Origin of the sequence: Nostoc sp. DedQUE08, from assembly GCF_034530895.1 — a bacterium.
Taxonomy (GTDB): domain Bacteria; phylum Cyanobacteriota; class Cyanobacteriia; order Cyanobacteriales; family Nostocaceae; genus Nostoc.
The window spans coordinates 1-26,527 of the sequence record NZ_JAVRCD010000078.1 but is presented as its reverse complement, the minus strand read 5'-3'; the positions used below and the strand labels follow the sequence as shown (position 1 = coordinate 26,527).

Genomic DNA, 26,527 nt, shown 5'->3' with positions numbered 1-26,527 from the left:
AAGATTGGTCAATAAAAATAGCGGCTGTTCCTAGTGCTGGTTAGCCGCCGCAAAACTTTGAGTATTGAGGAATTAATTACCAACGCTGATCGCGTTCCAAGTCGTAAATTACTTTTTCTAGATACCAGTTGTCTGACTTGCCGGGATTTCGTCGTCTCTGCTGTAGTAAAAGGCGTTTTGCTGTGGCTACATCTCCTTTGAGCAAGATGAGTAAATCGCTTTGCAATGCTCTGTTTGTGGGGTCGTTCCGGTATGAGTGAGAGACTTTGCCGCGTGGAGTGGTGGCACGATGCGCCATAAAGTTTTTCCATCGGCAGTGAAGATATTCGATTAGCTGTATTACCGCGATTACGAGGTACAGGATTATTATGAGATTGACTAAAATTTCCATAGTGAATTGAGTTGGTAGAGCAACTCATTCCACCATCTACGGGGTCTATTGATGCTTGCATCAGAAGATACCCGTATTTGTGTTTGAACTTTTTCTCGTAACTCAAAATATTGCTATTCGTCACTTAAGTATCAAGTTTTACTAGAGTTCGCTAATAGAGCAGCAGTTCGTGGCGATCGCACTCCGATTTGAAGTGAGCGCAATACGCCACGAATAAAGCCGTTTACCCAAACAGGCAAACGGCTTTATTCGTTATTATTCGTTGGCTCTTGAATTAGAAGTGCTGTTCTGAGCCTTTTTTCAATTATTTCAGCATGAGCAAGAAATTGTTCTTCTTGCTTTTTGCTTTCGCTTAACCTTGCTTCTAGTCGGTCTTGATCTGATTTTACATATTCGAGGAATTGCTGTTTTAAGAGCAAAACCTCTTCTAGGAGTTTCCCAGAACTACTTCCACATTCAAACTTGTTTCCGATGAAGTAAGTATTGCTGTCGGGATTGTTTTCCTCGCAAGCCCTACTAACAAATCGGTTCTGCTGCCCAATCCCATCGACAAAGCCACTTCCTCCAAATCCTCCCAGTCTTTGTCTGTCATTCTCAGCATCCTGTTGTGAGTTTGCTCTAGATATTTCTTTGGTCTTGACATTTCGACTAAAATTCTCCACTGGCTTCCTCCCTGATTATTGCATAATGCAAAACTTCAGGCACCTTGACTTTTAGTTTTGCATTATGCATAAATATATAACATGATAATGCATAATGCAAAACCAATAGCGAAAACGTTTTATGCAGAAGTCCGCTCCCCAACGCCTGACAGTTCGCGTTGCAACTGGAGCAAGCACCCGCGCCACCTTGCGCGGAAACACCCTATACCTGATGCCCAATGACTGATGACTGACAACTGCATTCACCCATAAGTCGTAGCGTCGCGGGGTTAGCAGCCATTAAAAATCCAGAGCAAAGTGCCCTGGATATCCTCAACTAAAACTAAGTCGGTTCAAAAATAACTTGAAAGGGAAAACAGCATGAATGTAACAGAAATCAATTGAAAAGGCGATCGCAGCCAGGTAAGGATTGCGATCGCCGATCAATAATGCTTTGTTTTTAATATGTAGGAGATTTTACCAATGTCTAAGCCATTAGGCTACTACACGGCTTATACCCCAGGCGATAACTCACTTTTACAAACAGTTCAAGAGGAGTACGGCAGCACGTTCGAGAAAATGTCCAAGCGAGAAAAGCTGGTTATTCTCACCGTCTTGGCATCACATATTGGTTGCCAGCTAGACGGAGATGTTCGGGGGGAAATTTTTGTGATCGCAAAAGATATGAGAGATAAGCTCTCACTCTCTGACCAGGCAGGAGTAATGGAAGCGATTGTTTCTCAAGTGCGCTGGGGGCAGAATGCCGAACCTGTACACCACTCCTGAAGCTGCCAAGTTAACCAACATCCCAGAAAGCACGATCCGCAGTTGGTTAACCCGATATCCTTCAGTGTTCCAGTTTGAGATTCATGTCGTCAAGGACGATCACAAGCAAAATCTTTGGACTGAAGCGGGAATTGAACTGTTGCAGAGTCGGCGTGCATCGAAAATTGCAACAGATGACAGCGCAGAATTTGATGCAGAATCCGACGCACCCGACTTACTTGAGTCTCTGTTAGAGGAGGATGCACAGCGACTTGCAGAGGAATACTGGCGACTGCTCCCGGGGCGAACGTTGCAACGCATCAAGCAGATGCGGGACAATCCCACACCCCAACAGCGCCAAATAGTGCAACTATCAGTCCGCGCTGCCATCAACGCAGGAACCGAGCATCTACTCTTACCCACTTATCAGCCAAGACTTTTGGAGGGAGGAGATGAAACAGACTAAGCAGCAGCGCACCAGTAAAGTTGTCCCGTTCACTGGGGAATTTTACCCAGTTCCCGATCCAGAACCCGCACCAGCCGGGAATAATTTTGCTGCATTTTTAGTCATGCTTGCAGCTGCGTTAGTCGCCGGTTTAAGTATGGGTGCAATCTCCACTTATCAGAGCGCGGATCAAGTGCAACTGCGCGAAATGAAAGCTCAAAGCCAACAGCTTGAGAAAGTCAAAAACCAAGTTTGTAGATAGGAAGTAAACATGGGAATCCTTGCACGAATTACCAGCGCTGCAAAGTCCAGCAACAAGAATAATGAATCGTCGCTCTCCACTGGGGGCCACGGCATAGATAAAAACAAGGTGCTATCTCCAACAGATCCAACCGTCATTAACCCAGTGAATGCGGGGAGTTGGGAGACTGTCAGGACAGCATCCGTCAATGATACACCACGTTACTTTAATAAGGCTGAGGCTGACGCACTCAAGCGAGTTGCAACTCAAAAAAGAGAGGAAGCGCGTCAGGCGAAACGCGCCTACAAATCTCTCAAAAAGCTTGAAGAATCAGACGCACAGGTACACACTGCTCATCGTAACTACATTAGGGGAGTTGCTGACAGCGAACTTGCCAAGAAACGGTCTGACGCAACGACCGCAAGGCACTTGCACACGCTGCGCCCTGAATACGCTCGACTTGGCTTTGGTCTAAACCGCGCTGAAAACAAGGCACAGCAACGCATCGACGAACTGAAAGCCAAAATCAAGGAAAAATACTAATGGCAAAGGCGGTACACCTGGGGGCTTGGTTCCTACTGGGATGTATCGCCTCTAGCTTTGTGGCTTGGCTAGGGGCGCTGCATCCTGCTTTATTCCGGGTGATGTGGGTTGTCTATATTATGTCGTGCGCTGCGCTCTGCCTAGCATTGCTAACAGATGACGCGGTGAGACAGTTTCTCAAATTAGCGGAACCCGATTATTATGCCTTGCTGATTGCGATCGCAGTTTCGATTGTTCTGGGAGGGATGCTGTCATGGCTTCTCGGTGGTTAAAAACCAACTGTTTGCTAGCTAGCGCGGCTGCATTTTGGCTAGCTGCACTTTCTCCGTTACCCCAAATTGGCAAGGGAATCAGTTACACCTTGGCGCTGGTGGCGTCGGTGCAATTAGTCCAGGAGTCACACCGACTCATTCGACAAGATGCGCGACGTGCAGCGCTAACAGCTATGAACGAAGAACTCGAACAAGTAGAAATCGGGCTGCACACCCAACAGCAAGAGCAAGCGCTCTATGAAATTTACGGCGCTGCACCGACTTACCCGCCAGAAGTCGATCGGGAATTAAAAACTAGCCTGGAACACTTATATAAGGAGCCGAGCGCGGATCGAGGTAGCGAACTTCAGACTTCAACTTCAGAGGCAAAAGCTTTCTATTTGGCTGTGAAGTCGCTAATTGAAGTCAAGGGAGAAACTCACGTAATTGAAAAGGTGTTGCGGCTGGGAGGTGGGCAGTGGGAGAAGGGTAAACAGGTGTTGCAACAAATTTTAGAGGAGGGACAGAGGAATGGATGGTAACGAAGTACTAAGTTTGGTGCTTGTCAAAATGGCATCGTCTCCAGTCAAGGCGGATCGAGAAGCGATCGCGCGAATTGAGCGGGAATGCCAAGCGGATATTCTCAAAATTACTACCTCCTTAGAGAACTCGCGGATCATCGCCGAAGCCCTGAACAGCCACGAACAGGGCAAAGGATTAAAGATATTAGCAACAGGTCTGTTTTGGTCTGGTGTTATTGGTATTGCCACTATGTTTGTCAGACCTTCTTATGTCTGGTGTGGCGTGTCATTGGGCTTCGTGTCTGGTATTGCTGGCAGAGTTATGGAGCCTTTCAAAAGTTGAAGGCGATTGCAACAAAATTTAGATGAGGGTCAACAAAATGAGTAGTAATTTCAAAGTCACCATACCTAACGCCAGTAAGATGATCAACGCAATTGAAAGCTTTGAAATGAGTCAGGGTGAATTAGAAGTGCACTTCCCTAAAGAGATAAAAATTCTTGAAAACTCCCCTTGCAGCGCTGTTAGTATAGCCTATCCGAATGGTGAAGGCTCAATAATTATTGAGAAGCCAAAACCATAGTTAATTCAAAGGCGATGGCTGCGCCAACGCCAAGGGCGAACGCATTTTTGAGGAGTGCGATCGCTTTTCCCAATACTCGAACTTCGGCAATTCAAAATAGTTTTCCCCAATGAGAAGTAGATGAAAACCTACTTCATTTTGGGATGGATTTTTAATGGGAATTTCATGAAAAATATTGAACACGCTCTTAAGGAGGCTAACGGAAGACTCCGTATTTACGGCATCAAAATTGAACAAATTGGTGTCAGGCTTTATTTGCGTGCAACACTTCCCCCAAAACCTTTGGCATTAAAAAACGGCTGGCATCAACAAAAAATAAATATTACTGTCGCTAACCTCGACGGTGTAAAGCTTGCTGAAAGAGAAGCAAAGCTTCTCAGACTAAAACTTGATACTAAAAACTTTGACTGGAATGATTATTTAAAACCAGAATCACAGAATAGTAAAGTGAAAACCATTGGTGAATTGATTCAAGAATTCGAGAAAGATTATTTTGAGAGAAGGCAACGTAATTTCAAGACAGAAAGTACATGGAAGGTTGAATATCAAACAGTTTTTAAAACACTGCCTCAACACGAAATACTTAATAATGAAGTACTAAAGCAAGCCATTTTAACAACTACTCCAGACACTAGAACCCGGAAACGATTTTGCCTGACCTTGCGATTGTTGGCTAAATTTGCTGATCTTGATTTTAATCCTAATTCTTATTCGGGAAGTTATGGCGCGAGAAGCAGGCAGACCCGCAGTCTGCCAACGGACAAATTAATTCTTGAATGCCATTCAAATCTAGGGGATGTGAAGTGGCAGTGGATATTTGGAATGCTTGCCACTTACGGATTGAGAAATCATGAAGTATTTTTCTTAGATTTAGAGCAGCTACGAGCAGGTAATAAAATTATTACCGTCCTCGCCGGTAAGACTGGTTACAGAAAAGTCTGGCCCTTTCATCCAGAGTGGTTTGACTCATTTGGCTTGCCTAATGTCAAAATTCCCGATATCAACTTAACCCGAAATAATTCTGCAATTGGCAGAACGGTTACTCAAAGATTTAGGCGAAATGATGGTTTACCATTTAGAGTTTACGATCTTCGCCATGCTTGGGCTATTCGCACTCTAGAGTATGGAGTCGACATATCCCTTGCAGCGCAGCAGATGGGGCACAGTTTGTCAGTTCACAGTAACCTCTACCACGCATGGATCAACGCCGAGCATCACCAAAGAGCTTTTGACTTGGCGATAAATAAAAGCGATCGCCCCCTGCCACCAGAACTTATTTGAAAATGATCACACTACTTAGAAATGATTACACCGCAAAAGGTCGTAGAGTTTACTGCATTGTGTACAGAGGAAAACTGAAATCAGTATTGCTGAGTAGTTTTAAGTGGAGACTCGAAAATAAGATGTACTACAAATTTCCATTTGAATATACACGAAAAAACCCTTGGACTAATCCGTTCGGAGATCGGCTTTAGTTTAAATCTGCAAATTTAAACTTGAATCAACTAACAGCTAGTTGCTGGTTTTTTGCGTTGCGATTGCAATGAGACGGTGACTCTTAATCTATTGGTTGCGGGTTCAAATCCCTCGTCACCCACTCTCTTCAGCCTTTGAAAATTTACCCTTGCCTAAATGAATCTTGCGTCAATCTCTGAAATCCCCTATTTTTGAGGATAAATTAAGGCTTTGACTAATTTAAATAAAAACCCTCTTGCCTCCTAGCATTCCAGTGGACACGCTCACTTTGCCTACTGGACGCTTAAAATGTGAGAGTTTAGCACGCGTAGGCGATCGCTTTTTATAATTAGGCTTTAAGATTATTGGATTTTTGGCCCGATGTACCCAATGATAATTTTATCTGGCCCTAATTCTTCAGAAAAATGAAGCCGCCAAGCCCCTGCACCAGTCATTCTTAAGTGCAAACTGAAGATACGATGTACATCATCAGGACACTTAAATGTTAGTTTCAGCTTTAATTTTTGAAGTCTAGAGTCACTTTCTGGAGTTGCTTTGCTAGGAATCAGGTCTAAATCACAAGCTCCATCTGTCCAAGTTTTACAGTAGTTTTCTAGTTCAAACAACTTGTTTACAACCTGCCTGAGCATTGGAGTTCTACAATAAAGGTTTTGGATCTGTTTGCTGACATTTTCGCAAAACTCCAGATTGGGAAATAATTCCTTTCTCCGATTCCAAAGATCCTCACCGTCAATAACTCCGGTACGAATACGTTTTTGTATCCACTGCGCGTGTTCCTGCACATGGTTGCTACGACTAACATGAATAATCTCTACAATGTAATCAATTACCTCTCCATCTTCATCAATTCGTCTGGCTGCGAGTTCTAGGTGGCTTAAATCCCAGCATTCTTCAAAAAGCAAGCTAACTGCGATCGCATCAAGCATATAAGCAATACCAAGTCCAATTGCAGTTTCTCCCTGATGCCAAAATTCAGACAAGCCAGCATTATTTTCAATCTCTTGAATATCTGAATTTGCAATATTAGTTGAGAAAGGACTTCCTGTTGCTAGAGTTCTAATAAAACCTCGTTCAACTTGATCTACTTCCGGATCATTAAGCCAACGACGTAAAGGATAGTCAGGTGCAAGTATAGTTGTATGAAAGTTATCTTTAGTGCGAAGATAGACTTTCACACCCTGAGCTTTGACAGCCTTTATAGTGTTAATCGAAGTTCGACATCCATTGTCGCGCTGTTTGCTTATCAGAGGTAGGATTTTGCAGAGAAAGTTCATTTAATACTAGGTCAATCTCCACGATCTACTCTCCAGCAGGTTCTAACAAAACATCCAAACTTTTTTCCCACTCATCAAAGAATCCATCAGGCCATCGATCAATTCTGCCATTCCGATCAATGCGTGGTGAAACTACTTTTGTCAAAGATTGTCCTTGTTTTTCTTGTTGCTGAAAGTAATGCAACTGGACATAATGCGGGGGAATAATGCCACCATGAACCGCAAGACGAATCCCGTTTAAAACATGATCGCTATGAGTTTCTATCACAACCTGAATATCACAACTAGCTGCTAGTGCTAATAGTTCTCCCATTTTGGCTTGTCCTCTAGGGTGAAGATGAGCCTCTGGGTTTTCAACTAGGATTAGTGTATTCTGAGGAGATGAAAGTATAGCTACAATAATTGATAAAGTGTAGGTAATTCCAAAACCAACGTTGGTTGCACGGTAACGATTACTATCTCCATAAAAATATTTAATAGTTACCAAACCCATCGCTGAGTTAGCTTCTATTTCGATACGTATACCAGGACTTACCTCTCTCATCCATGCTTCCACTTGATCTATCAGATTCATTGACTTTGCTTGTGGATAGCTGAGATTTGGTATGGGTATTGCTTCACGTCCATAAATATAGAGGAAATGCGCTGTATATTCTCCTCTAGTACCAATTTGTCTAAGTCTTCGGACTTGATAATCAGATATTTCATTAAATGAACGTGGGCCTATTCGTTCCGCTTGAAGGTAGTGAAAATATTTGCTAAAAATATATGATTGACGGATTTCAGATTCATTTGGTTCTGAAATTACATTTAAAACATCTTCTTCTTTCTTATCTGGGTTGTAATTAAAATCCCATATACCTTCATACTTTTCCCAGATAATCTCAAAGCTTATATGGTTATCTTTTGCACCCTCATAAAGGGCATCTTGTGCTGTACCAATACTGACTAATTCACCATTTAGCGCCAAGCCAGTTTTTGGCAATAAATCCTGTTGATAAGATTGGCGTAGTAATAGTAGTGATTGAAGCACAGAAGATTTTCCAGTGCTGTTAAGTCCAGAGATTAGTGTTAAAGGTCTAAATTCAAGCAACTGATCTTCAAATTTTTTGAAGTTAATTAGACGAAGATAACGAATCATAAAAGTACTTCCTGAATTATTTTACCAATAATCTCAAATCTATACTCAACTTTTTTAGCAGCTTGGGATATAGATGCAAGAAATTCTTTATCATTATCTATATATTGAATAAAAATCTCAATTATTTTCTGTTTGTATTGCTTTAAAATTTGTATTTCTTTATCGTTTAGTTGACTAAAATATATTGACCAAGTTTCAAATAAAGATTTATTTAATGGAAACTTCCTATTATTTTTATAAGAGATTTTCCGAAAAGCCTTTTCTTCAAAAATATCATAAGCAGCCAGCATTGCTTTTTTAAATTTTTCCTTGATATTTATTAATTCAGAATCAGTTAAATTATTTATTTTAGATAAAGCTTCACTTAAAAATACATCCCTAGTGTTTTCTTTATAATCTTTATATGAAGTAAGCATAAATGCAAGATAACCAACTATAAACTCTCGGTCATCCATACGCTTTTTTTTAGATTCACTAAGTGTAATTACTTTTATAAATTCTGAAGAATTTGCAAGTTCTCGCAAGAATTTATTGGCTTTACCTGGGTTTAGAGCATGACGCAGTTCTTGATTTGAAAGCCCTACACCTCCAGTATTAATCCTTTTGAAGATATTATATTTGACTTCTGTAGGAGTCCCTTTTTCAATTAAATAGACTGTAGGTTGAGTTTCTAGGATTCGCCGTTGATATCTTAGTTCTAGTTCATCATAAGTTTTACCATTAAGATTTGTGAGGTATTCTAGTCCACTTAGCTTAAGTCTATCTTTACTTTTATCACTAACAAAGTGCTTTAAAGCAGATAGACGTTGTAAACCATCAACAACTACCCATTTATCATCATTAGTAGCATCTATATAAAAAGCTGGTAATGGAATCCGAATCAGAAGAGACTCAATTAGTTTACTTTTAGCATCTAGATTCCATATATTTGCTTGACGTTGGAAATCAGGTGCTAAATCAAGTGCTGCTTCATCAATTCGTCTTAATAATTGCTCAATAGTTGGTTGTCTTGTAGTAATATTAATTTTATCAGGATCATATTGAAAAGTAACTTTATCATATTGTTCCTCATCATTATTTTCTTCTAAAGTTTCTTCATCAGCTAATTCTGCATTGTAGTTACTCAAATCTGTCACAGCGCTTACTCCTTAGTATTAACAATTGTTTGTTCACTCAGTTATTAGTGATGCTTGGTGTTACTACATGAGCAAATGGGGCTTTTTAACTGGCGTATTTCAATCCTACTATCTTGCCAAATGACAGATAGACAAAAAGATTTCGCGCCTTTAGGTAACTAGTCTATTACTTGTTTACCTTCCCCAGCTAAATCAAAAATTGGCGCGATCGCCTCCGGTAAAGTCACAGCGATCGCACCTTAAAGCTAAAAACCTATGCTTCTGGTTTAACACCGAGCGATCGCTAAAACATTAATCTCAAAGTACGCGCAGTAAGCTGGGAATGCTTTCGATCGCTGACAGCTCCCGAATTTCTGCCAAAGCTTGCCTAAAATTGCCTTCTGGCACATCATGGGTGACAACCACAATCTCTGCTAATTCCCCTTGAAAGCCTGTTTGGACAACTGACTCTAAGCTAACGCCATAGTTGCCAAAGCAAGTACCCAATTTACCGATAACTCCGGGTTGGTCATTGGTGAGGAAACGGGCGTAAAATCGAGTTATCAATTCTGCCATCGGCGCAATTTGGCAGTATTCTTGATGCCCACAAGTTAATAATGGATTTGTAACTGCTGTATTAGTTTTGAGAACAGCAACTAAATTCAAAATATCCGAAGTGACAGCACTAGCAGTTGCACCAGCACCAGCACCGGGGCCAAAAAACATTACTTGCCCTATAGGTTCTCCTTCCACAAGAATGGCATTGTAAACGCCGTTGATGCTAGCCAAAGGGTGGGCTTGAGGCACTAAGGTAGGATGAACTCTGACAGAGAGGGAAGATGAGGGAGTATCACGTTTAGCGATCGCTAACAATTTAATCACAAATCCCAATTTTTCGGCGTAGGCAATATCTGTTTTGCTCACTTGCCGAATGCCCTCAGTATAAACATCTTGTAAGTTGATGCGTCCACTAAAGCCTAATGATGCCAGGATGGCAATTTTATCAGCTGCGTCTAAGCCATCCACATCAGCAGTGGGATCAGCCTCAGCATAACCCAAACGTTGAGCATCAGCTAAGACATCATTAAAGTTGCTGCCTTCTGTTTGCATCCGCGTCAGGATGTAGTTTGTTGTACCGTTAACGATGCCTGTTACAGTATGAATTCGGTTAACACTTAAAGATTGCTTTAAAGGTTGAATCACTGGAATACCACCACCCACGGCGGCTTCTAACATCACGTATACGCCTGCTTGATTGGCAGTTGTGAAAATTTCTGCTCCGAAGCGGGCGATCGCTGCTTTATTGGCTGTGACTACATGCTTACCATTACTTAAAGCTTTGAGAATGAGCGATCGCGCCGGTTCCAGTCCACCCATTACCTCAACTACTATATCTACCGCTGGATCGTTGACAATAGATTCTAAATCTGTTGTTATTACTTCCGTAGACAATTCTACCGCACGGGGTTTATCTAGCGATCGGACTCCCACCCGATAAATTTCTATCTCTTGCAACAATGGGTGACGCCCAGCACTATCTTGCAACAACTGCACTGTTCCCGTTCCCACGGTGCCTAATCCCAGTATTCCTAGTTTCACACCCATTTTGCACCCAATTTAACCAATAACAATTGTAGGTAGAGCGTTTGCCCTACCTACTGATTATCCTGCTTCCTTTGTCATTTGTCCTTCGTCCTTTGCTAATGACAAATGACTAATGACTAATGACTAATTTAGTATGTTTCTACGTGCCAGCGATGAGCTTTCTTAAGTTGCTTCTGGTAATCACTCCAGGTTACGCCTTCCTTGGCAGCAGCAGTAGTTAAGGCTGCATCAATACCTTCTTCCATACCTCGCAAACCGCAGATGTAGGTGTGGGTTTTTTCGTTTTTAATCAACTGCCACAATTCATCAGCATGTTCTGCTACGCGGTCTTGGATGTACATTCTACCGCCTTGAGGATTTTTTTGTTCGCGGCTAATGGCAGGAGTGAGGCGGAAGTTATCAGGATATTTTTGTTCGATTTCTTCCAGTTCTTCCTTATATAAAAGGTTTGGAGTTGTCGGCACACCAAATATTAGCCAAGAGAATCCTTTAAATTGGTATTCTGGGTTAGCTGCTCTTTCCGCATCTTTAAACTGACGCCACAGATAAGCTCGCATGGGGGCAATACCTGTTCCGGTTGCCATCATGATGACATTAGCATCAGGATCGTCGGGTAACAACATTTCCTTACCCACGGGCCCTGTAATTTTTACCTCTTCCCCTGGCTTGAGGAAACACAGGTGTGTGGAGCAAACACCGTAGACTGTTTCGCTAGTTTCCGGGTGCTTATATTCTAATTGGCGGACGCACAGTGATACTGTCTTATCATCCACATCATCGCCATGACGAGTTGAGGCGATGGAATAGAGTCTAAGTTTTTCTGGTTTACCGTTCTTGTCTAATCCTGGTGGAATAATCCCAATACTTTGACCTTCTATATACTTCAAATCCCCGGCGGAAATGTCAAATTTGAGGTGTTGAACAATACCAATACCACCTTCTTTGACTAGTGGTTCATTAGATACTACCTTGCCAATGAACGGAGCATTGGGACGGTAAGTGTTAACAGGAACGTCACCGTGGTCTTTTTTGGCTTTCGCTTGAGTCATGGTGTTGCCTTTCTTGTCCTTGTTCTTGAGCTGTTCTTCAGCTGGTGGTTTAGCAAAACCTTTGGTTTCACTATCAGCTTTTACAGGTGTGGCTTTACCATTCCCTTCACTGTCAGCATTTTCCCCAGATGTCGCTAACTCGCTGACAACGCTATTAGCATTTCCAAGTGAGGCTTTACCATTAACTGGCTCTAGAGCAGTTACGGGTTGGATGCTAACAATTGTGCCGCCTAGACGAGTGATACGTCGCATTTCTTGATTCATGCGGTTGTAAGGCACTCTGATGAACACACTGCCACTTTTCCGAATTGGGTAGTTAGTTTGATCGGTTTCTTCACTCTGACGCAAACCCACTACTTCATAAAGGAAGATGCGGCTACCTAATTCTGTGTTGGCAGCACCCTCAACAGCACCTTGATTGTACATTCGTTCTACCACTCCGATAATTTACTTAACCGTTTTTCAAAAAAAAACTATTCCCCTACCTTGCCAGCTTTAGTTTACCGGATTTTCGTTTCACAAAACTGGCCCTGAAGGAAAAACGGCATCATTAAATTAATGCCTTGCTAAGTACACTCACCAAAGACATGCAGGCATAGCAAAAACACACCTGTTTACCTTCTAAGGTAAAGGATAAGTCTTGTGGAGAATGTTAATAATGAATCAATTTAATCTTTTTTTCGTTAACTACCACCCCCATCAGGGAGATAGCTTTTTACCTTAGTACCCTACGATCGACTCACAATAGTAGATATTCTCGGAGAGTTACTTCAATCGGTGGAAGCTACCGCTCGAAGTTATCCTCCACAAGCTTCCCTTGTGCTTGCTTACTCCAGGGGTTTAAATCGGAGAATGTCAAGAAAAGAAGGTTTTCTTCCAATTGGTTTTACTTCTCCAAATCTACTACTCTTCTGGAATGTTATTAGCTATCTTCATTACCTATCTATGGACAATTACATAACTAGGACAACTCCAGCCACAAATATCACGAGATAGACAATCATAATTTCAGCAACTGTAATTAGTTTCACTTGATGTGAAAAATCTGTCAACCTTGCATCAGTACTTTGCCATAACCTCAACGCTTCTATATGATCATATTCATAAATTTACAGGCAATAATTTGGGTAATGCAAGTTATTTCCTCATTCGTTGGATAGATTTTTGCTTTGAATATATTAAGTATTGTCGAGCAGAAATTACAATTTAGGAACATTAGAAAATTTGCAGCAATTTTGCTGCAATAATAAATTATACCTTATACGCTTGATTCTATAGAGTCACAAGTAGCAGACAGATAAAGGTGCAACACTGATGGGCAGTAACGATCCCCATTTTTAAATTAACAACTAAATTAACAAAAAAATGATTGAGGAACCACGTTAATTCTTCTTGACAGCAATCTTGTATGGGATACCCCCTTCTGTTAAAATCAAATATATCACTAGGATTAAATACTTACCGGCACCAACATTCAGGCTAGTCCGACGAGTAGCAACTTAATTACTTTGTTGTCTACTTGCTTGGTGTCTTATAGATGTGCTAGGTAGCAAGAACGCAGGATAAACCAAAGGGGTAAACTCCTGGCTTCAGAATCTGCTGTGTGAAAAATTATTGACACAACTTTAGTATTTTAGAGGAGATTTATGACAAGTAAGCCGGAACGCGTGGTACTGATTGGAGTAGCCGGAGACTCTGGTTGCGGTAAATCTACGTTTTTGCGTCGTTTGATCGATTTGTTTGGTGAAGAGTTAATGACAGTTATCTGCTTAGATGACTATCATTCCCTAGATCGCAAACAGCGTAAAGAAACGGGGATAACGGCACTAGACCCCAGAGCAAACAATTTTGACCTGATGTATGAGCAAATTAAAGCGCTCAAAAGTGGTCAAGCGATTGATAAGCCGATTTACAACCACGAAACCGGCTTGATCGATCCGCCAGAGCGGATAGAGCCGAATCATATTATAGTTGTTGAAGGGCTGCATCCTTTATATGATGAGCGGGTGCGATCGCTAATCGACTTCAGTGTTTATTTTGACATTAGCGATGAGGTCAAAATTGCCTGGAAAATCCAGCGAGATATGGCTGAACGCGGTCATCGCTACGAAGATGTGTTAGCACAAATTAATTCTCGCAAACCTGACTTTGATAAATTTATCGAACCACAAAGAGAATTTGCTGATGTGGTTCTTCAGGTATTGCCCACAAACTTGATCAAAAACGACACCGAACGTAGAGTCTTACGGGTACGTATGCTCCAGCGGGAAGGTAAGGAAGGCTTCGATCCAACTTACTTATTTGATGAAGGATCAACAATCAATTGGACTCCCTGTGGACGCAAGCTGACCTGTTCTTATCCTGGTATGCAACTGTACTACGGTTCAGATGTTTACTACGGTCGCTATGTTTCAGTACTAGAGGTGGATGGTCAATTTGACAATTTGGAAGAAGTCATTTATATCGAAACCCATCTCAGCAATACATCCACAAAATATCAGGGTGAATTGACTCACTTGTTACTCCAGCACCGCGAGTATCCAGGTTCCAATAATGGAACTGGTTTCTTCCAAGTGCTTACAGGTTTGAAGATGCGTGCTGCTTATGAGCGGTTGACAGCTACAGAAGCAAAGTTAGCGATTCAGGTTTAAAGCAGCAGTGTTTGTGTCAAAGCTTGTGGGGCGCTTTCGAGTGCTCCTTTTTTTGTGTTATTAAATACATTTTAGCTACAAAATAATTAGCATACATTTATCTTACTTACGGATATTTACCTTATAGTTACTGGTTTTTATCAATATCAAGAAGATACTAACGACTGAAGTATAAATATTGTTATGATTTCAGAAATTAGTAGTTGAACTAAATACTCACATTTAGTCAACGAAAAAACTCTTGATGGAGGAATTTCTTTTGTCTCGTCGATATTTATTTACCTCTGAGTCAGTCACCGAAGGTCATCCAGATAAAATCTGCGATCAGATTTCTGATACTATTCTGGATGCCCTATTGACACAAGATCCGAGCAGTCGTGTCGCCGCTGAAGTCGTAGTTAATACTGGTTTGGTGCTAATCACTGGTGAAATAACCACCAAAGCTAATGTAAATTTCGTCAATCTCGCCCGAAAAAAAATTGCTGAAATTGGTTATACCAATGCTGACAATGGTTTTTCTGCTAACAGTACCAGCGTTCTGCTGGCTTTAGACGAACAATCACCCGATATTGCCCAAGGCGTTAACACCGCCCAAGAAACCCGCGAACAAGATAGTGATGAACAATTCGATAAAATTGGTGCGGGCGATCAAGGTATAATGTTTGGTTTTGCCAGCAACGAAACACCAGAACTGACACCTTTACCCATCAGTCTCGCCCACCGCATTGCTCGCCGATTGGCAGCAGTCCGTAAAACAGGTGAACTGTCATACCTGCGTCCTGATGGCAAAACCCAAGTAACTGTAGTCTACGAAGATGGACGCCCAGTAGGTATTGATACGATTCTAATTTCCACTCAGCATACAGCTAGTATTGGGGAAATTACGGATGAGGCGGCGGTACAAGCCAAAATTAAACAAGACCTCTGGTCAGCAGTGGTTGAACCTGTTTTTGGCGACATTGACGTTAAACCCAATCAGGAAACGCGTTTTTTAGTCAACCCCACTGGCAAATTTGTCGTTGGTGGCCCTCAAGGAGACTCTGGTCTGACAGGACGAAAAATAATCGTTGATACCTACGGTGGCTATTCACGACATGGTGGTGGCGCTTTTTCTGGCAAAGACCCCACGAAGGTAGACCGTTCTGCTGCTTATGCGGCTCGTTATGTAGCGAAAAATATTGTCGCTGCTGGGTTAGCAGAAAAAGTTGAAATCCAGCTATCTTATGCTATAGGTGTAGCGCGGCCTACAAGCATTCTAGTGGATACTTTTGGTACTGGCAAAGTGGATGAAGAAACCTTACTGGAATTAATCAACAAGCACTTTGAACTCCGTCCAGCAGGGATTATCCATACCTTCAACTTACGGAACTTACCAAGTGAACGAGGCGGACGTTTTTATCAGGACGTCGCGGCTTACGGTCATTTTGGGCGGGCTGATTTAGACTTGCCTTGGGAACAGACCGATAAAGCCGAATTGTTGAAGCAAGCAGCAAATGAGTCACTTTCGGCAGTAGTTGCTCAGGCAGTAACTTAGACTTATAGGCTACTACAAAAACTTAGTTTATCTACGTGAGGGTATTGGCAACTTAACAAGTTAGCAATACCCTCATTTTTTGCTAGCCACCTGAATATCCACAAATATAGCAAGGGACTGGGGACTGGGGACTGGGGACTGGGGACTGGGTGAAAAGCCTTTTTGTGTCTAAGTTTTATCGTCTGTTGATGTCCTAACCACCTTGACTGTTGCTATAATATCGTGTCTGGTAAAAGACTTATCATTAAGACTGCAAGGGGGCAGGGAGCAGGGAGCAGAGGAGGTTAAGGTGCAGAGGAGAGGGGCTTTTGGGCTTTCTGCATATATTCGGGAAGCAAAACTAATTAGGCGGACATGATATAAAACTACTACTTTGTCAAGCTAAATGCCCCGACAGCAGATTCATCTGTTGCAAAGATTTTCGTTAATGGTATTACGGATCGATGATGGCTTTTGGTTGCAAAGATACAGATTGCCCATTAACTGACAATGCTGTAGCTTCTAAAATCTGACCGTAACGATTGCGAGTGCCGAATCCTTTGGCTTGAATTGTGTTTTTGATGTTTGCCATACTGGTTAGCTGTTCGCCTACATGGGGCGGGAACTTGACAATAGTGCCATTAGATATAATAACGCCGTTAATTTCTCCTCGATGTCCCACCAACCAATTCTGAGCAGTTCCCTGTGCAGATAAGGTACTGTAGTTGCTCAAGCTGGGTGGTTGGGGGGCGATTGTGGGAGGTTGTTCAACTAAAGTCTGTCCAGTTTGAGAATTGGTAATGCTTTTGGCTCTTACTTCCTGTCCAAAGCGAGTGGAAAAGCCAGGATCGCCAAAAATGCTCACTTTCGTGTTTGGGGTAATTATCCGCACCAAACTGTCCGCCATCTGGGGAGGAAACTTTACCTGTAGCCCGTTATTAAGTAATAGCCCATCCACCTTACCTTCAGGGTTGAGAAGATACTGTTTTACCTCTCCATTGAAAGTGCTTCCGGCTGTGGAGGGTAATTCTGGTGGGGGTGCTGGGGGAATATCTAGAGGATTAGCATTGGCTAAATTGGCACTTGGGAGATTAGCTTCTAGCGATCGCCCGCTTGGTGTAGCATTACTAGCAACAGTATTGTACGTCCAAAAACCGAAAAGTGCGATCGCGGCTCCAATGCCGCCACTAGTTAAAATTAACTTTAACTTGCGTTGGCGATCGCGCTCTCGGATTTGCTTGGCTTGAATCTGCTGTATAGCTTGTTGAATCACCTCTGGCGGAATTTGTACTTCTGCCCCAGCCTCCATAATCTCTTCTAAAGAATAATCCTGATTTTCTTGGGCATACAACTGAGCCGCTTGAGCGAAAACATCGGCAGCAATTTCTTTTGGAATGCGAACTTTAGAGTTATTCATCTGCTTTAATTCAATTTAATTGCTAACTAGAACTGTAAGAGTGCAAAACTCGTGCCATAGATACAAGACACTCGTTAGCTAGTAAGGCAGGATGAAAAATGAGCAACTGAAATTTGGCATAGTTTTTGCACTTCGTTGTAATTCACTCGGAACCCCACCCCGCCAAAGCTACGCTTTGTCTCCCCTCCCGAAGAACGGGGAGGGGTTGGGGGTGGGGTCAACGGATACTGCATCCAAACGAGAACCGCTATAGTTTTTGCACTTCTAGAAGTTCTAACCCTTATTCCATGCAACCTATTGTGTTATCTCAACGTTGGACACTCCGGCGACAGCTAACAATCCTCAGCATCCTTTTTTTAGGTTTAAGTGGAGCTGCTTTATGGTTAGTGGTACAACTATTTCAAAGTCTAGAAGGTGCTGTTGTTGCCAGAAATCAGAGAGAATTAGCTTTTGCCAACACCAGACTAATTAAGCTGTTTTGGGAATCAAATCTTGGGCAAACACCAAAGCCAGGTAAGCCGTTGGCGGAACTTTCAAACGATGCCCTAACTGCTTTCACAAGGGTAGAAGGAGGATTTTATCTGCTGCAACAAGACCAGCTTTTAGGCTATGCCTATCCTACCCACGGGGGCCCTGTCCCCAAAAAAGATATTCCTCCTGCTGAACGAGACACAATTTTGCAATTGACTCGGAGAGCCACAAGCCAAGGTTTACCCCAGGAATTAGTACTGCACCCTGGTCTTGATATCTTGGTACTGCGTGCTGACCCTCTACCTCTGTGGGGAGCAGTGTGGACGATGAAACGTATGCCTCATCTAGAAGATAGGAATCAAAACGTTTTAAGTGTTTTCGTAGTTTTAGGAATTTTAGTTGTAGGAGTTTGGACTTTTTATATTGCCTTACAACTACAGTGGGGAGTGCAGCGACTCCAGCAAAGTATTAAAGCAATGGAAGAGGATAAAGCTTCGCTAATTCCGCCGCTACCCGCAGAAATGGGACTGTTGGGAACTGCAATTAATAGTATGCAATACCATCGCCAAGAGTTAGAGCAGCGCTTACACCGAGTTGAGCGCTTGGCTTCTCTGGGACAACTGGTAGCGGGGGTAGCTCATGAAGTCCGCAATCCCTTAGCTAGTATGCGCCTCAATTTGCAATATACAGAACGGCAATTAAAAAAGCAGGGAATTACGACTTTACCGATCGCTAGTTTACTAGAACAAGTAGACCGTTTAGAGATGTTGGTGCGACGGCTATTGTATTTTGACCAAAATCAGCAAGAAGAAATGGTAATTACTTCCCTAGAAGCGATCGCTTTTGAATCAGTTTCTCTATTACGTCTCAAAGCCGAAGAACAGGGAGTAACACTTTTTTATCGCTCTGCTGCTGAACCTTTGCCCCAAGTACCACTACGCCGCCGAGAGTTAGGACAGGTGATGGTTAACTTAATCTTAAATGCCATCCAAGCAAGTCCACCAGAAAGCGAAGTTGAGGTTGGTGTCAGCCAAGAGCAAAACTACTTAGTGACTTGGGTAAAAGATAATGGCGCAGGTTTAGCACCAGAAGAACGCGATCGCATTTTCGATCCTTTTTATTCTACAAAACCCCAAGGAACAGGTTTAGGTTTAGCCATTAGCCACGAGATTGTCACCCGCCACGGAGGGCATATTGATTTGAAATCTCAACCGGGTTGCACCGTTTTTAGCGTTTACTTACCGAAGAATCACAACGATGGCTAAAATTTTGATTATTGATGATGAAAAAGCTTTGCGTCAAGCGATGGCGCAGATTTTAAAAGATGAAGGCCACGACGTAGTAGAGGCGGGAGACGGAGAACAAGGACTGAAGATGATTCAACAAGATATCACATCTCGTCCTGACTTGGTGTTTCTAGATTTGAAAATGCCCAAAACTCAGGGTAATGCTGTTTTGAAAGCTTTAGGTAGCAAAACGTTGTTTGAACTGCCAGTAATTGTGATGACAGCTTATGGAACAAGTCGTACAGCCATTGAAGCTATGCAATTGGGAGCTTATGATTATTTAACTAAACCCTTCGATTTAGAAGATTTAGTCAACTTAGCGCAAAAAGCTTTAGCTCATTCCCAAGCATCCGCCGAGCAAATTGGTGAAGCAAATATTCAAAATCTCGGACAACCAGAAGAACTGTTGGGGCGATCGCCTAAAATGGCAGAAGTTTTTAAACTCATTGGTAGACTTGCACAAGGAAACACCACAGTTTTGATTGTCGGCGAATCAGGTACAGGCAAAGAGTTGGTCGCTTCCACACTACATAATGCTAGCCCTCGCAGTCGCGGCCCTTTAGTAAAAGTTAACTGTGCAGCCCTCCCAGAACATTTATTAGAAGCAGAATTATTTGGTCACGAAAAAGGAGCCTTCACTGGAGCGAATCACTTGCGAATAGGTCGCTTTGAACAAGCTAATGGCGGTACAATTTTTCTGGATGAAGTTGGAGAATTGAGCCAAATCATTCAAGGGAAATTGTTGCGAGTATTACAAGATAAATCCTTCGAGCGCTTGGGTAGTAACCAAACCAAAACTGTAGATGTCCGCATTTTAGCTGCCACCAATCGGAATTTAGAACAATTGGTACGCCTGAATCAGTTTCGAGAAGACCTTTACTATCGTTTTAATGTAGTACGAATTGAACTGCCACCTTTGTGCGATCGCCCCGAAGATTTAGAACAACTTACCCAACATTTTTTAAGTTCTATTGCTCTCAGAAATGGAATTAAAAATTTAGCAATTACCTCAACCGCCCTAGAAAAACTCAGAGGTTACGGTTGGGCCGGAAATGTGCGAGAACTACAAAATACTTTAGAGAGAGCAGCAGTTTTTTCTGGAGGAAGAACCATTCTTCCAGAGCATCTCATTTTTAATCGAGAATATCAGATGAATTTAAATTTAGAACAAGCGATCGCTCAATTAGAAATAAACTTTATCCGCCATGCTTTAGCACTTTATCCCCAAGAACCCCACAAAGCATTAGGAATTTCTGTCGAAAGCTTTGAACAAAAAAAGAAACAATGGAATTTATAGCAAAAACTTTCAACTTCTCGTTTAACTTCTCGTTCCTTGGCTCTGCCAAGCGCCTCCTTGGACTATAGGCAGAGCCTATAGATGAGCATTCCCATGCAGAGCATGGGAACGAGATCAAACTCTTAACTCTTAACTCCTAACTTCTAACTCCTAACTCTTAACTCCTAACTAATGAATTCCTTAAACTCAGCATCTACATTAGAAACACATCTAGAAACTCAAACTGTTATTTACCCAACTCTACAGTATTTAGTTCGCTTTTTGCCGTGGGATGGTAAACGAATATTCGACCATCTTCGAGAAGAATGTAAACACAATCCATTTATAATAGAAAATTCTGATTTCCATACCAACGAAGCACTTTTAGATGATATTCTACCTAATTGGTATAGTCCCATCGCCCAGGAATTAAGTTTAAGCGAGCATCTTCTTGGACAAATATCAGCTTTGTCAATCCCGTCAAGACAACGTAAAGCCTTAACCTATCTAACTCAGTGGTTATCAAACTCAGGTTACTTAGAAGAAACTCCAGAAGTTTGGGCAAATGGTAGTATCTGGAGTACAAAAGAACTAGAGGCTGTTATTCCTCTCCTCCAAAGTTTAGATCCACCTGGAATTGGTACGCGAACCCTGCAAGAATGTCTGTTAATACAACTCACAAACCAGCCTGAAAGTCTAGCTTTTTTACTAGTTAAAAATTATTTAGAAGACATAGCAAATTGTATTGGCAATACTTCCGAGTTAAAGCAAAATTATCAAGTACTATTACAAAAACTGAACCAAAATATTAATGTTGACATCGAGAAAATCACCGATGCTATTCATGAGATTCAAGAATTAGAACCCCGTCCCGCTAGAAACTTCGGTGGTAGCGATGCTCCCATCGTCACCCCCGATTTAAAGGTTGAGCTAATAGCTGGAAGTTGGCAAATTTCTTTAGCTTATGAAGTCAAACAACGTTTTTGTCTGAATTCCGAAGCCATTAAGCTTTTGCAGGAATCACCAAAAGCAAGGCGAGATACCCAACAACTAGAAGCATTATTACAAAAAGCTAGAAATTTACTCACAGCTTTGCAACAATGGCAAGAAAATCTGCTCAAAGTTGGGAAATTTTTAGTTGAGCGACAGCAAGCTTTTTTGCAGAGTCGGGATAAATTAGACTTAGTATCTACCCCTCAGCAATTAGTAGCTCAATCGGTAGGACTTAGTAACTCTACAGTCAGTCGGATTGTGCGGGGACGGTATATATTAGTTTGCAATCAACACAGTCGGATAATTCCGTTGCATTCACTATGTGTTCCTGTCGGAGTAGGCGGACGTACTCCTCAACAAATCCAACAGATGCTATTACAGTTAATTGCAGAAGAATCACCCCCCAATCCTTATACTGATGAGCAATTAGCCCAGCTTTTGAAAATCCAATTTTCTCTGCCAATTACTCGCAGAACAGTCACAAAATACCGTAAAATTGCCGGAATAAAGTCATCACATCAGCGTAAGTTGACTGATAAAAAGATGGGAAGCAAGAGCAGGAAGCAAGGAAGTCTCTTGAAATATCAAAGTTGAGCCTTTGAACCTGAACGTTGCGCCTTTGAGCCTGAACGTTACGCCTTTGAAGGTGAACGTTGCGGCTTTGAGCCTCGAAGTTGCACCTTTGAACCTGAACGTTGCACCTTTGAGGCTGAAATTTTAAGTTTGATTGTTGACAAATGACAAATGACAAATGACAAATGACAAATGACAAATGACAAATAACTAAATCCAAAAATAAGCCAGGATGAGAGTCACGACAGTTAGCGGTAGACCAAAACGCAGATGTTCCCAGAATGACAATTGATAACCAAGTTTTGCAACAGCCTCAGCAACAATTAAATTGGCAACTGAACCTAACAAAGTTAGATTACCAGCTAAAGTAGATCCTGCTGCTAATAGTAACCAAGTTTTCGTGTCTGGATGGGGAATTAAATGTTGTAGTAATAATACTGCTGGAACATTAGAAACTAAATTTGAAAGCAGAGCAGTAATTCCTAATATGCTCAAGGGATTATAAACTAAACCGCTAAATAAATTCAATATGCCTAATTTTTCTACTCCAGCAGTCACAACAAATAGCCCAGAGAACATCACCAGTAAATTCCAATCAACTTTATTTAAAACTCGTTGCGGTTTGATTCGCCTAGTAATAAACAGTAAAGCAGCAGCTACAAGTGTTGCTTGGGCTGGAGGTATCCCAATTAAAAATGCAATTAATAGTCCTCCTGTTATCAATAAACTTTTAGTAAGCAACGGTTTAAATATGCGGTAACGCACGGGGGTTACACTCAAACAAGACTTAGTAGAACGAACATCAGGATAAAGCCACCACAATAACCCAATTTGGATTAACAAACTTACTAATGCGATGGGAGTCAATGCTTTTGCAAAATCGAGATAGCTGATCCCAGAGAAGGAACCAATCAAAATATTTTGTGGATTGCCACTTAAGGTAGCCACGGAACCCAGATTTGTTGCTCCTGCCAAGGCAAGTAAGTAAGGAATCGGATTGAGGTTCAAAGTTTGGGTTAAACCGAGAACCAAAGGAGTCAAAATTAGAGCGATGGTATCGTTCAGAAAAAAAGCGGAGAGAATTCCACTGCCGAAAGTTAAAACAATTAGCAAACCTAAAGGGCTGCGGGTGAAGTGTGTAACTGTATCAAGGGTTAATTGGAAAAACCCAGCGTAAGCTAAGTTCGTGCTGATTATCATCATGCCAAACAGGAAAATCAGCGTTTTATAGTCTATTGCTTGCCATGCTTCTTTGAGGTCTAATACCCCGAATGCCATCAGCAAAGATGCACCAACTAAAGCAATACTGGCTCGGTTCATCCGCAAACCAGGGAGATATCCTAAACCCAAACCGATATAAGTCAGTCCAATGATGATGTATCTGAAAACAATCATGATTTTGCTAGATGCTTTTGATTAAGTAGTCATTGGTCATTTGTCATTGGTCATTGGATTTTAGTGCATACCTTGCCTCTTGTGGGTGGAAAAACTTTATCTTTTATGGGACTAATTCAAACCATGTTAAGGAGTGAACGGGTTTATTTTGGACTAATGACTAACGACTAATACTTCGACTACGCTCAGTACAAGTGACTAATGACTAATGACTAATGACTAATAATTAATGACTGCCCTAAGCGGTTTGAGGTGATGCTTTTCTATTAACTCCTGTTTTTGTTTCAGGTACACAGAACCAAAAAACTGCTAAAGCCACAACTGCGATCGCTGCTAAAATCAAAAAACCAACATTGTAACCAGCACTTTTAACCACAAATCCAGCCAGCACGTTGCTCAAACCCGCACCAATGCCAATAGCAGTATTGAGCATTCCTTGGGTAACATTAAAGCGTCCCGTGCCTTTAGTCAAATCAGCTACCATTAACACCGAAAGCACACCAAAAATCCCGCCTGCAATACCATCCAGAATTTGCACAGAAACGAGAAAATAGGGATTGCCCGAAAACGTATACAGCACTCCTCGAATCGGTAAGACGGCAAAACCCAGCAAAAATATAGGTTTTCGGGCTGTATGTGCAAAACGCCCAGCCAAGTTAGACACTGGAATCATCACTAACTGAGCGACAATAATACAAGCAGACATATAAACTGTGTCACTTGTCCCTTTACCCTGTGCCAATTCTTGACCAACTAGCGGTAACATAGCAGCATTGGCAAAGTGAAACAGAACTACTGCAATAGTAAAGAATAAGATTTGGCGATCGCTCAATAATTGCAATATGCCTTCATAGCCCTGCTGATGTTTTTGATTATCTTCCTCCTCTCTCTCTTCACCATCTCCACGCGCTAGTTCGTGGTCAATCTCTCTTTCGCGAATCATCCTCACTGAAATAATACTGCCCACAGCCATAGCTGCAACCAAGAAAAATATTGCCTTGCGGGCAATAAAGTAACCCACTAAACCAGCGAGAGTAGCAGCTAGTAGATTTCCTGTATGGTTAAATGTTTCATTACGACCTACTCGCCTATCTAATCTCTCATGTCCTACGAGTCCCAGAGTAATAGCAGTAATCGCAGGTGGAAAAATTGCAGCAGCAATCCCAATCATAATCTGAGAGCCAATGACAACAGGCAAATTGGGGAACAAGCCCATAGCAATACAGCCGATAGAAACAAACACAGCCGCCAGTACAATCAACATTCGTTTTTGACGTAGCCTGTCAACCAATGCACCAGCTGGTGTTTGGGCAATAACTGTGGCAATTGCCGAAGCTGACATCGCCATGCCAATTTGAGCCGGGTTCCAATTTGCTGAGGCTTTCAGGTAAATACTCAGATATGGCCCAACACCATCGCGCACATCTGCGAGAAACACATTCAAGTAATCAAGCGATCGCAAACTCTTCTTACTCGGTCTTCGCTGTTGTTGCATAAGTCTTTAGTGATATTTTGTCAGCTATGGAGCGGTCACAATCCTTTTGTGCAAAAATCGTGCCAAATCAATAGTGTCCGGCTGCATCTAGCGAAAAAACCTTCTTTGTGCCAGATACAACTTACACAAGTAATAGCCGAAACCCTGATTTTCAATTAACGTGAGTTCGACAGACCTCTCCCTCCCCTAAAAGGCGAACGCGTTGCGTCTCCGTAAGGAGAGGGAGGAGTAAAGTCCTTTCTTTAATGGGAAATAGTGAAGATTTTTAGATTTTAATTGCACTTTTTTGTGTGGATATCAGTGCGATCGCAAAAAGAAATCCCCTCTGCTTTTGCCATAGTAAAGTAATTACAACGCAAAGGGAATTTCATTTTTATTAATATTTCTGTAGAGGCAGGTTTTAAGGACAATTCTGGCAAAAAAGTCGTTTATTTGATTTAAAACCCACCAAAACCTATGTTGTATTGATTTTTAGCTGTGTAGTCAGTTGGGCTATTTCCAATCGGGAATTTCAGCGTCTTCACCACCAATCCCGATTCCAGTGTTAAATATTTCCGCATCAGTAAGATTTAGATTGTTCATTGATGCTTGATACACATTAGAATCGTGAATAGTAGCGCCAGTAAAATTTACTCCGTTGAGATTGACTTGCTTTAAATTCACATTGGTTACATAAGCAGATGTTAGGTTAGCACCTGCCAAGTTTGCACCAGTTAAGTCAGCACCTTCGAGGTTAGCTCCTACAAGGTTAGCTCCTTGGAGCTTCGAGCCTCTCAAGTCAGCACCAATTAAATGAGCGCCACTGAGGTTAGCTCCTGATAGTTCGCACCTAACACATTCCCCAGTTGAAAGCAGCTTTTGTAAATCCTGTGGATTCTCGGCTCTAACCGAGCTAGCGAAAAATAGGGGTGTTGCTAAGGCCATGGCCGCTAATAGCTGGAGTTTCATAATTTCCCCCTTAATAATCAAGTTTGCGTCCGTTCTGTCCCTCACAACTCTATTATCTCACTAAACTTCGTGAGGTCAATCTCTCTTGTGACAATCTATCTCCTGACAAGGTAGTTGCGATCTGAAACTCAGATAAAAGTGATCTCAAAAATGCCATTAATTCTGACTTTTTGGCAATTTTTACCGAATAATTCCTCAAAAACGTCCCCTCTTAAATTACTATTAAATCTTTAAAAATTAAAAGCTGGCGCTATCCGCTATAGCTAATTTTATGAGTATTTATACTTTATTTATCAATTGATAGTTTAGCTTAAGTCCTCAGAAATTCTCGCATATACTGATTAACTAATTCCGGCTGTTCTTGCTGCACCCAATGGCCACAATTAGGAATGTACTTGATTTGAAAATCCCTGACATAACCCTCTTCTGTCACTTTCCGAGTATTCTGAATAAAAGGATTAAAAGAAAAA

At 41.8% G+C, this 26,527-nt stretch carries 26 protein-coding genes; 14 read left to right on the top strand and 12 right to left on the bottom strand.

Annotated elements, in window-relative coordinates; genetic code table 11:
- Positions 1 to 76: 76 nt before the first annotated feature.
- Positions 77 to 298 (bottom strand): hypothetical protein, encoded by a 222-nt coding sequence (locus tag RMY64_RS32615; protein ID WP_322695321.1) that lies wholly within the window; start codon positions 296 to 298, stop codon positions 77 to 79.
- A gap of 338 nt (positions 299 to 636) precedes the next feature.
- Positions 637 to 1,053: a hypothetical protein gene (locus tag RMY64_RS32610; RefSeq protein ID WP_322702192.1), complete on the bottom strand. Its 417-nt coding sequence runs from the start codon at positions 1,051 to 1,053 to the stop codon at positions 637 to 639.
- A gap of 462 nt (positions 1,054 to 1,515) precedes the next feature.
- Here RMY64_RS32610 and RMY64_RS32605 point away from each other — a divergent pair, with 462 nt between their 5' ends.
- From RMY64_RS32605 to RMY64_RS32565, 9 genes are all read left to right on the top strand, one after another.
- Positions 1,516 to 1,818, top strand: coding sequence for a hypothetical protein (locus RMY64_RS32605; protein ID WP_322702191.1), 303 nt, complete (start codon positions 1,516 to 1,518; stop codon positions 1,816 to 1,818).
- Positions 1,793 to 2,263, top strand: coding sequence for a hypothetical protein (locus RMY64_RS32600; RefSeq protein WP_322702190.1), 471 nt, complete (start codon positions 1,793 to 1,795; stop codon positions 2,261 to 2,263). The genes RMY64_RS32605 and RMY64_RS32600 overlap by 26 nt, the downstream gene beginning before the upstream one ends.
- Positions 2,250 to 2,504, top strand: coding sequence for a hypothetical protein (locus RMY64_RS32595; RefSeq protein ID WP_322702189.1), 255 nt, complete (start codon positions 2,250 to 2,252; stop codon positions 2,502 to 2,504). Before RMY64_RS32600 ends, RMY64_RS32595 begins: the two co-directional genes overlap by 14 nt.
- Positions 2,505 to 2,612: 108 nt before the next feature.
- Positions 2,613 to 3,026, top strand: coding sequence for a hypothetical protein (locus RMY64_RS32590; RefSeq protein WP_322702188.1), 414 nt, complete (start codon positions 2,613 to 2,615; stop codon positions 3,024 to 3,026).
- Positions 3,026 to 3,298, top strand: a complete 273-nt coding sequence (locus RMY64_RS32585; RefSeq protein ID WP_322702187.1) for a hypothetical protein — start codon at positions 3,026 to 3,028, stop codon at positions 3,296 to 3,298. The genes RMY64_RS32590 and RMY64_RS32585 overlap by 1 nt, the downstream gene beginning before the upstream one ends.
- Positions 3,280 to 3,819 (top strand): hypothetical protein, encoded by a 540-nt coding sequence (locus tag RMY64_RS32580; protein WP_322702186.1) that lies wholly within the window; start codon positions 3,280 to 3,282, stop codon positions 3,817 to 3,819. The genes RMY64_RS32585 and RMY64_RS32580 overlap by 19 nt, the downstream gene beginning before the upstream one ends.
- Positions 3,809 to 4,141 (top strand): hypothetical protein, encoded by a 333-nt coding sequence (locus RMY64_RS32575; RefSeq protein WP_322702185.1) that lies wholly within the window; start codon positions 3,809 to 3,811, stop codon positions 4,139 to 4,141. Before RMY64_RS32580 ends, RMY64_RS32575 begins: the two co-directional genes overlap by 11 nt.
- Positions 4,142 to 4,178: 37 nt before the next feature.
- The gene (locus RMY64_RS32570) at positions 4,179 to 4,379 is read left to right on the top strand and encodes a hypothetical protein (RefSeq protein WP_322675392.1); all 201 of its coding nucleotides are present in this window, start codon (positions 4,179 to 4,181) and stop codon (positions 4,377 to 4,379) included.
- 120 nt (positions 4,380 to 4,499) lie between these two features.
- The gene (locus RMY64_RS32565) at positions 4,500 to 5,660 is read left to right on the top strand and encodes a site-specific integrase (RefSeq protein ID WP_322702184.1); all 1,161 of its coding nucleotides are present in this window, start codon (positions 4,500 to 4,502) and stop codon (positions 5,658 to 5,660) included.
- Positions 5,661 to 6,196: 536 nt separating this feature from the next.
- On the opposite strand, the gene RMY64_RS32560 is transcribed toward RMY64_RS32565, so the two are convergent.
- The 5 genes from RMY64_RS32560 to petH form a co-directional block, all read right to left on the bottom strand.
- A complete protein-coding gene (locus RMY64_RS32560; RefSeq protein WP_322702183.1) occupies positions 6,197 to 7,129 on the bottom strand; it encodes a hypothetical protein in 933 nt (310 codons plus the stop codon).
- Positions 7,130 to 7,154: 25 nt separating this feature from the next.
- The gene (locus RMY64_RS32555; RefSeq protein WP_322682591.1) at positions 7,155 to 8,270 is read right to left on the bottom strand and encodes an AAA family ATPase; all 1,116 of its coding nucleotides are present in this window, start codon (positions 8,268 to 8,270) and stop codon (positions 7,155 to 7,157) included.
- Positions 8,267 to 9,406 carry a DUF262 domain-containing protein gene (locus RMY64_RS32550; RefSeq protein WP_322702182.1) on the bottom strand — a complete coding sequence of 380 codons (1,140 nt, stop codon included), beginning with the start codon at positions 9,404 to 9,406 and terminating at the stop codon, positions 8,267 to 8,269. The genes RMY64_RS32555 and RMY64_RS32550 overlap by 4 nt, the downstream gene beginning before the upstream one ends.
- A gap of 297 nt (positions 9,407 to 9,703) precedes the next feature.
- Positions 9,704 to 10,990, bottom strand: coding sequence for a homoserine dehydrogenase (locus RMY64_RS32545; RefSeq protein WP_322682593.1), 1,287 nt, complete (start codon positions 10,988 to 10,990; stop codon positions 9,704 to 9,706).
- A gap of 128 nt (positions 10,991 to 11,118) precedes the next feature.
- Positions 11,119 to 12,465 (bottom strand): ferredoxin--NADP reductase, encoded by a 1,347-nt coding sequence (petH, locus tag RMY64_RS32540; RefSeq protein WP_322682608.1) that lies wholly within the window; start codon positions 12,463 to 12,465, stop codon positions 11,119 to 11,121.
- A 1,220-nt stretch (positions 12,466 to 13,685) separates the two neighbouring features.
- Here petH and RMY64_RS32535 point away from each other — a divergent pair.
- Positions 13,686 to 14,690 carry a phosphoribulokinase gene (locus RMY64_RS32535; RefSeq protein WP_322675356.1) on the top strand — a complete coding sequence of 335 codons (1,005 nt, stop codon included), beginning with the start codon at positions 13,686 to 13,688 and terminating at the stop codon, positions 14,688 to 14,690.
- A 259-nt stretch (positions 14,691 to 14,949) separates the two neighbouring features.
- Positions 14,950 to 16,224 carry a methionine adenosyltransferase gene (gene metK, locus RMY64_RS32530; RefSeq protein WP_322682594.1) on the top strand — a complete coding sequence of 425 codons (1,275 nt, stop codon included), beginning with the start codon at positions 14,950 to 14,952 and terminating at the stop codon, positions 16,222 to 16,224.
- 433 nt (positions 16,225 to 16,657) lie between these two features.
- On the opposite strand, the gene RMY64_RS32525 is transcribed toward metK, so the two are convergent.
- Positions 16,658 to 17,620: a hypothetical protein gene (locus RMY64_RS32525; RefSeq protein ID WP_322702181.1), complete on the bottom strand. Its 963-nt coding sequence runs from the start codon at positions 17,618 to 17,620 to the stop codon at positions 16,658 to 16,660.
- 287 nt (positions 17,621 to 17,907) lie between these two features.
- Between RMY64_RS32525 and RMY64_RS32520 the strand changes: the two genes are divergently transcribed.
- From RMY64_RS32520 to RMY64_RS32510, 3 genes are all read left to right on the top strand, one after another.
- The gene (locus RMY64_RS32520) at positions 17,908 to 19,356 is read left to right on the top strand and encodes a sensor histidine kinase (protein ID WP_322702180.1); all 1,449 of its coding nucleotides are present in this window, start codon (positions 17,908 to 17,910) and stop codon (positions 19,354 to 19,356) included.
- Positions 19,349 to 20,674 carry a sigma-54 dependent transcriptional regulator gene (locus RMY64_RS32515; RefSeq protein WP_322702179.1) on the top strand — a complete coding sequence of 442 codons (1,326 nt, stop codon included), beginning with the start codon at positions 19,349 to 19,351 and terminating at the stop codon, positions 20,672 to 20,674. The genes RMY64_RS32520 and RMY64_RS32515 overlap by 8 nt, the downstream gene beginning before the upstream one ends.
- A 171-nt stretch (positions 20,675 to 20,845) precedes the next feature.
- Positions 20,846 to 22,240, top strand: coding sequence for an RNA polymerase subunit sigma-54 (locus tag RMY64_RS32510; RefSeq protein WP_322702178.1), 1,395 nt, complete (start codon positions 20,846 to 20,848; stop codon positions 22,238 to 22,240).
- Positions 22,241 to 22,429: 189 nt separating this feature from the next.
- Here RMY64_RS32510 and RMY64_RS32505 read toward each other — a convergent pair whose 3' ends face one another.
- The 4 genes from RMY64_RS32505 to RMY64_RS32490 form a co-directional block, all read right to left on the bottom strand.
- A complete protein-coding gene (locus RMY64_RS32505) occupies positions 22,430 to 23,614 on the bottom strand; it encodes an anion transporter (protein WP_322702177.1) in 1,185 nt (394 codons plus the stop codon).
- Positions 23,615 to 23,852: 238 nt separating this feature from the next.
- Positions 23,853 to 25,109 carry an MFS transporter gene (locus tag RMY64_RS32500; protein ID WP_322688159.1) on the bottom strand — a complete coding sequence of 419 codons (1,257 nt, stop codon included), beginning with the start codon at positions 25,107 to 25,109 and terminating at the stop codon, positions 23,853 to 23,855.
- A gap of 492 nt (positions 25,110 to 25,601) precedes the next feature.
- Positions 25,602 to 26,057 (bottom strand): pentapeptide repeat-containing protein, encoded by a 456-nt coding sequence (locus RMY64_RS32495; RefSeq protein ID WP_322682602.1) that lies wholly within the window; start codon positions 26,055 to 26,057, stop codon positions 25,602 to 25,604.
- A gap of 310 nt (positions 26,058 to 26,367) precedes the next feature.
- The coding region (locus RMY64_RS32490) for an alpha/beta hydrolase (protein WP_322702202.1) at positions 26,368 to 26,527 on the bottom strand (160 nt) is incomplete at its 5' end.

What these genes read in the sequence shown, in the direction of transcription:
- RMY64_RS32615 (WP_322695321.1), bottom strand. Translation starts at nt 298, where the DNA reads ATGGCGCATCGTGCCACCACTCCACGCGGCAAAGTCTCTCACTCATAC.
- RMY64_RS32605 (WP_322702191.1), top strand. Translation starts at nt 1,516, where the DNA reads ATGTCTAAGCCATTAGGCTACTACACGGCTTATACCCCAGGCGATAAC.
- RMY64_RS32600 (WP_322702190.1), top strand. Translation starts at nt 1,793, where the DNA reads ATGCCGAACCTGTACACCACTCCTGAAGCTGCCAAGTTAACCAACATC.
- RMY64_RS32595 (WP_322702189.1), top strand. Translation starts at nt 2,250, where the DNA reads ATGAAACAGACTAAGCAGCAGCGCACCAGTAAAGTTGTCCCGTTCACT.
- RMY64_RS32585 (WP_322702187.1), top strand. Translation starts at nt 3,026, where the DNA reads ATGGCAAAGGCGGTACACCTGGGGGCTTGGTTCCTACTGGGATGTATC.
- RMY64_RS32580 (WP_322702186.1), top strand. Translation starts at nt 3,280, where the DNA reads ATGGCTTCTCGGTGGTTAAAAACCAACTGTTTGCTAGCTAGCGCGGCT.
- RMY64_RS32575 (WP_322702185.1), top strand. Translation starts at nt 3,809, where the DNA reads ATGGATGGTAACGAAGTACTAAGTTTGGTGCTTGTCAAAATGGCATCG.
- RMY64_RS32570 (WP_322675392.1), top strand. Translation starts at nt 4,179, where the DNA reads ATGAGTAGTAATTTCAAAGTCACCATACCTAACGCCAGTAAGATGATC.
- RMY64_RS32565 (WP_322702184.1), top strand. Translation starts at nt 4,500, where the DNA reads ATGAAAACCTACTTCATTTTGGGATGGATTTTTAATGGGAATTTCATG.
- RMY64_RS32560 (WP_322702183.1), bottom strand. Translation starts at nt 7,129, where the DNA reads ATGAACTTTCTCTGCAAAATCCTACCTCTGATAAGCAAACAGCGCGAC.
- RMY64_RS32555 (WP_322682591.1), bottom strand. Translation starts at nt 8,270, where the DNA reads ATGATTCGTTATCTTCGTCTAATTAACTTCAAAAAATTTGAAGATCAG.
- RMY64_RS32545 (WP_322682593.1), bottom strand. Translation starts at nt 10,990, where the DNA reads ATGGGTGTGAAACTAGGAATACTGGGATTAGGCACCGTGGGAACGGGA.
- petH (WP_322682608.1), bottom strand. Translation starts at nt 12,465, where the DNA reads ATGTACAATCAAGGTGCTGTTGAGGGTGCTGCCAACACAGAATTAGGT.
- RMY64_RS32535 (WP_322675356.1), top strand. Translation starts at nt 13,686, where the DNA reads ATGACAAGTAAGCCGGAACGCGTGGTACTGATTGGAGTAGCCGGAGAC.
- RMY64_RS32525 (WP_322702181.1), bottom strand. Translation starts at nt 17,620, where the DNA reads ATGAATAACTCTAAAGTTCGCATTCCAAAAGAAATTGCTGCCGATGTT.
- RMY64_RS32520 (WP_322702180.1), top strand. Translation starts at nt 17,908, where the DNA reads ATGCAACCTATTGTGTTATCTCAACGTTGGACACTCCGGCGACAGCTA.
- RMY64_RS32515 (WP_322702179.1), top strand. Translation starts at nt 19,349, where the DNA reads ATGGCTAAAATTTTGATTATTGATGATGAAAAAGCTTTGCGTCAAGCG.
- RMY64_RS32510 (WP_322702178.1), top strand. Translation starts at nt 20,846, where the DNA reads ATGAATTCCTTAAACTCAGCATCTACATTAGAAACACATCTAGAAACT.
- RMY64_RS32505 (WP_322702177.1), bottom strand. Translation starts at nt 23,614, where the DNA reads ATGATTGTTTTCAGATACATCATCATTGGACTGACTTATATCGGTTTG.
- RMY64_RS32500 (WP_322688159.1), bottom strand. Translation starts at nt 25,109, where the DNA reads ATGCAACAACAGCGAAGACCGAGTAAGAAGAGTTTGCGATCGCTTGAT.
- RMY64_RS32495 (WP_322682602.1), bottom strand. Translation starts at nt 26,057, where the DNA reads ATGAAACTCCAGCTATTAGCGGCCATGGCCTTAGCAACACCCCTATTT.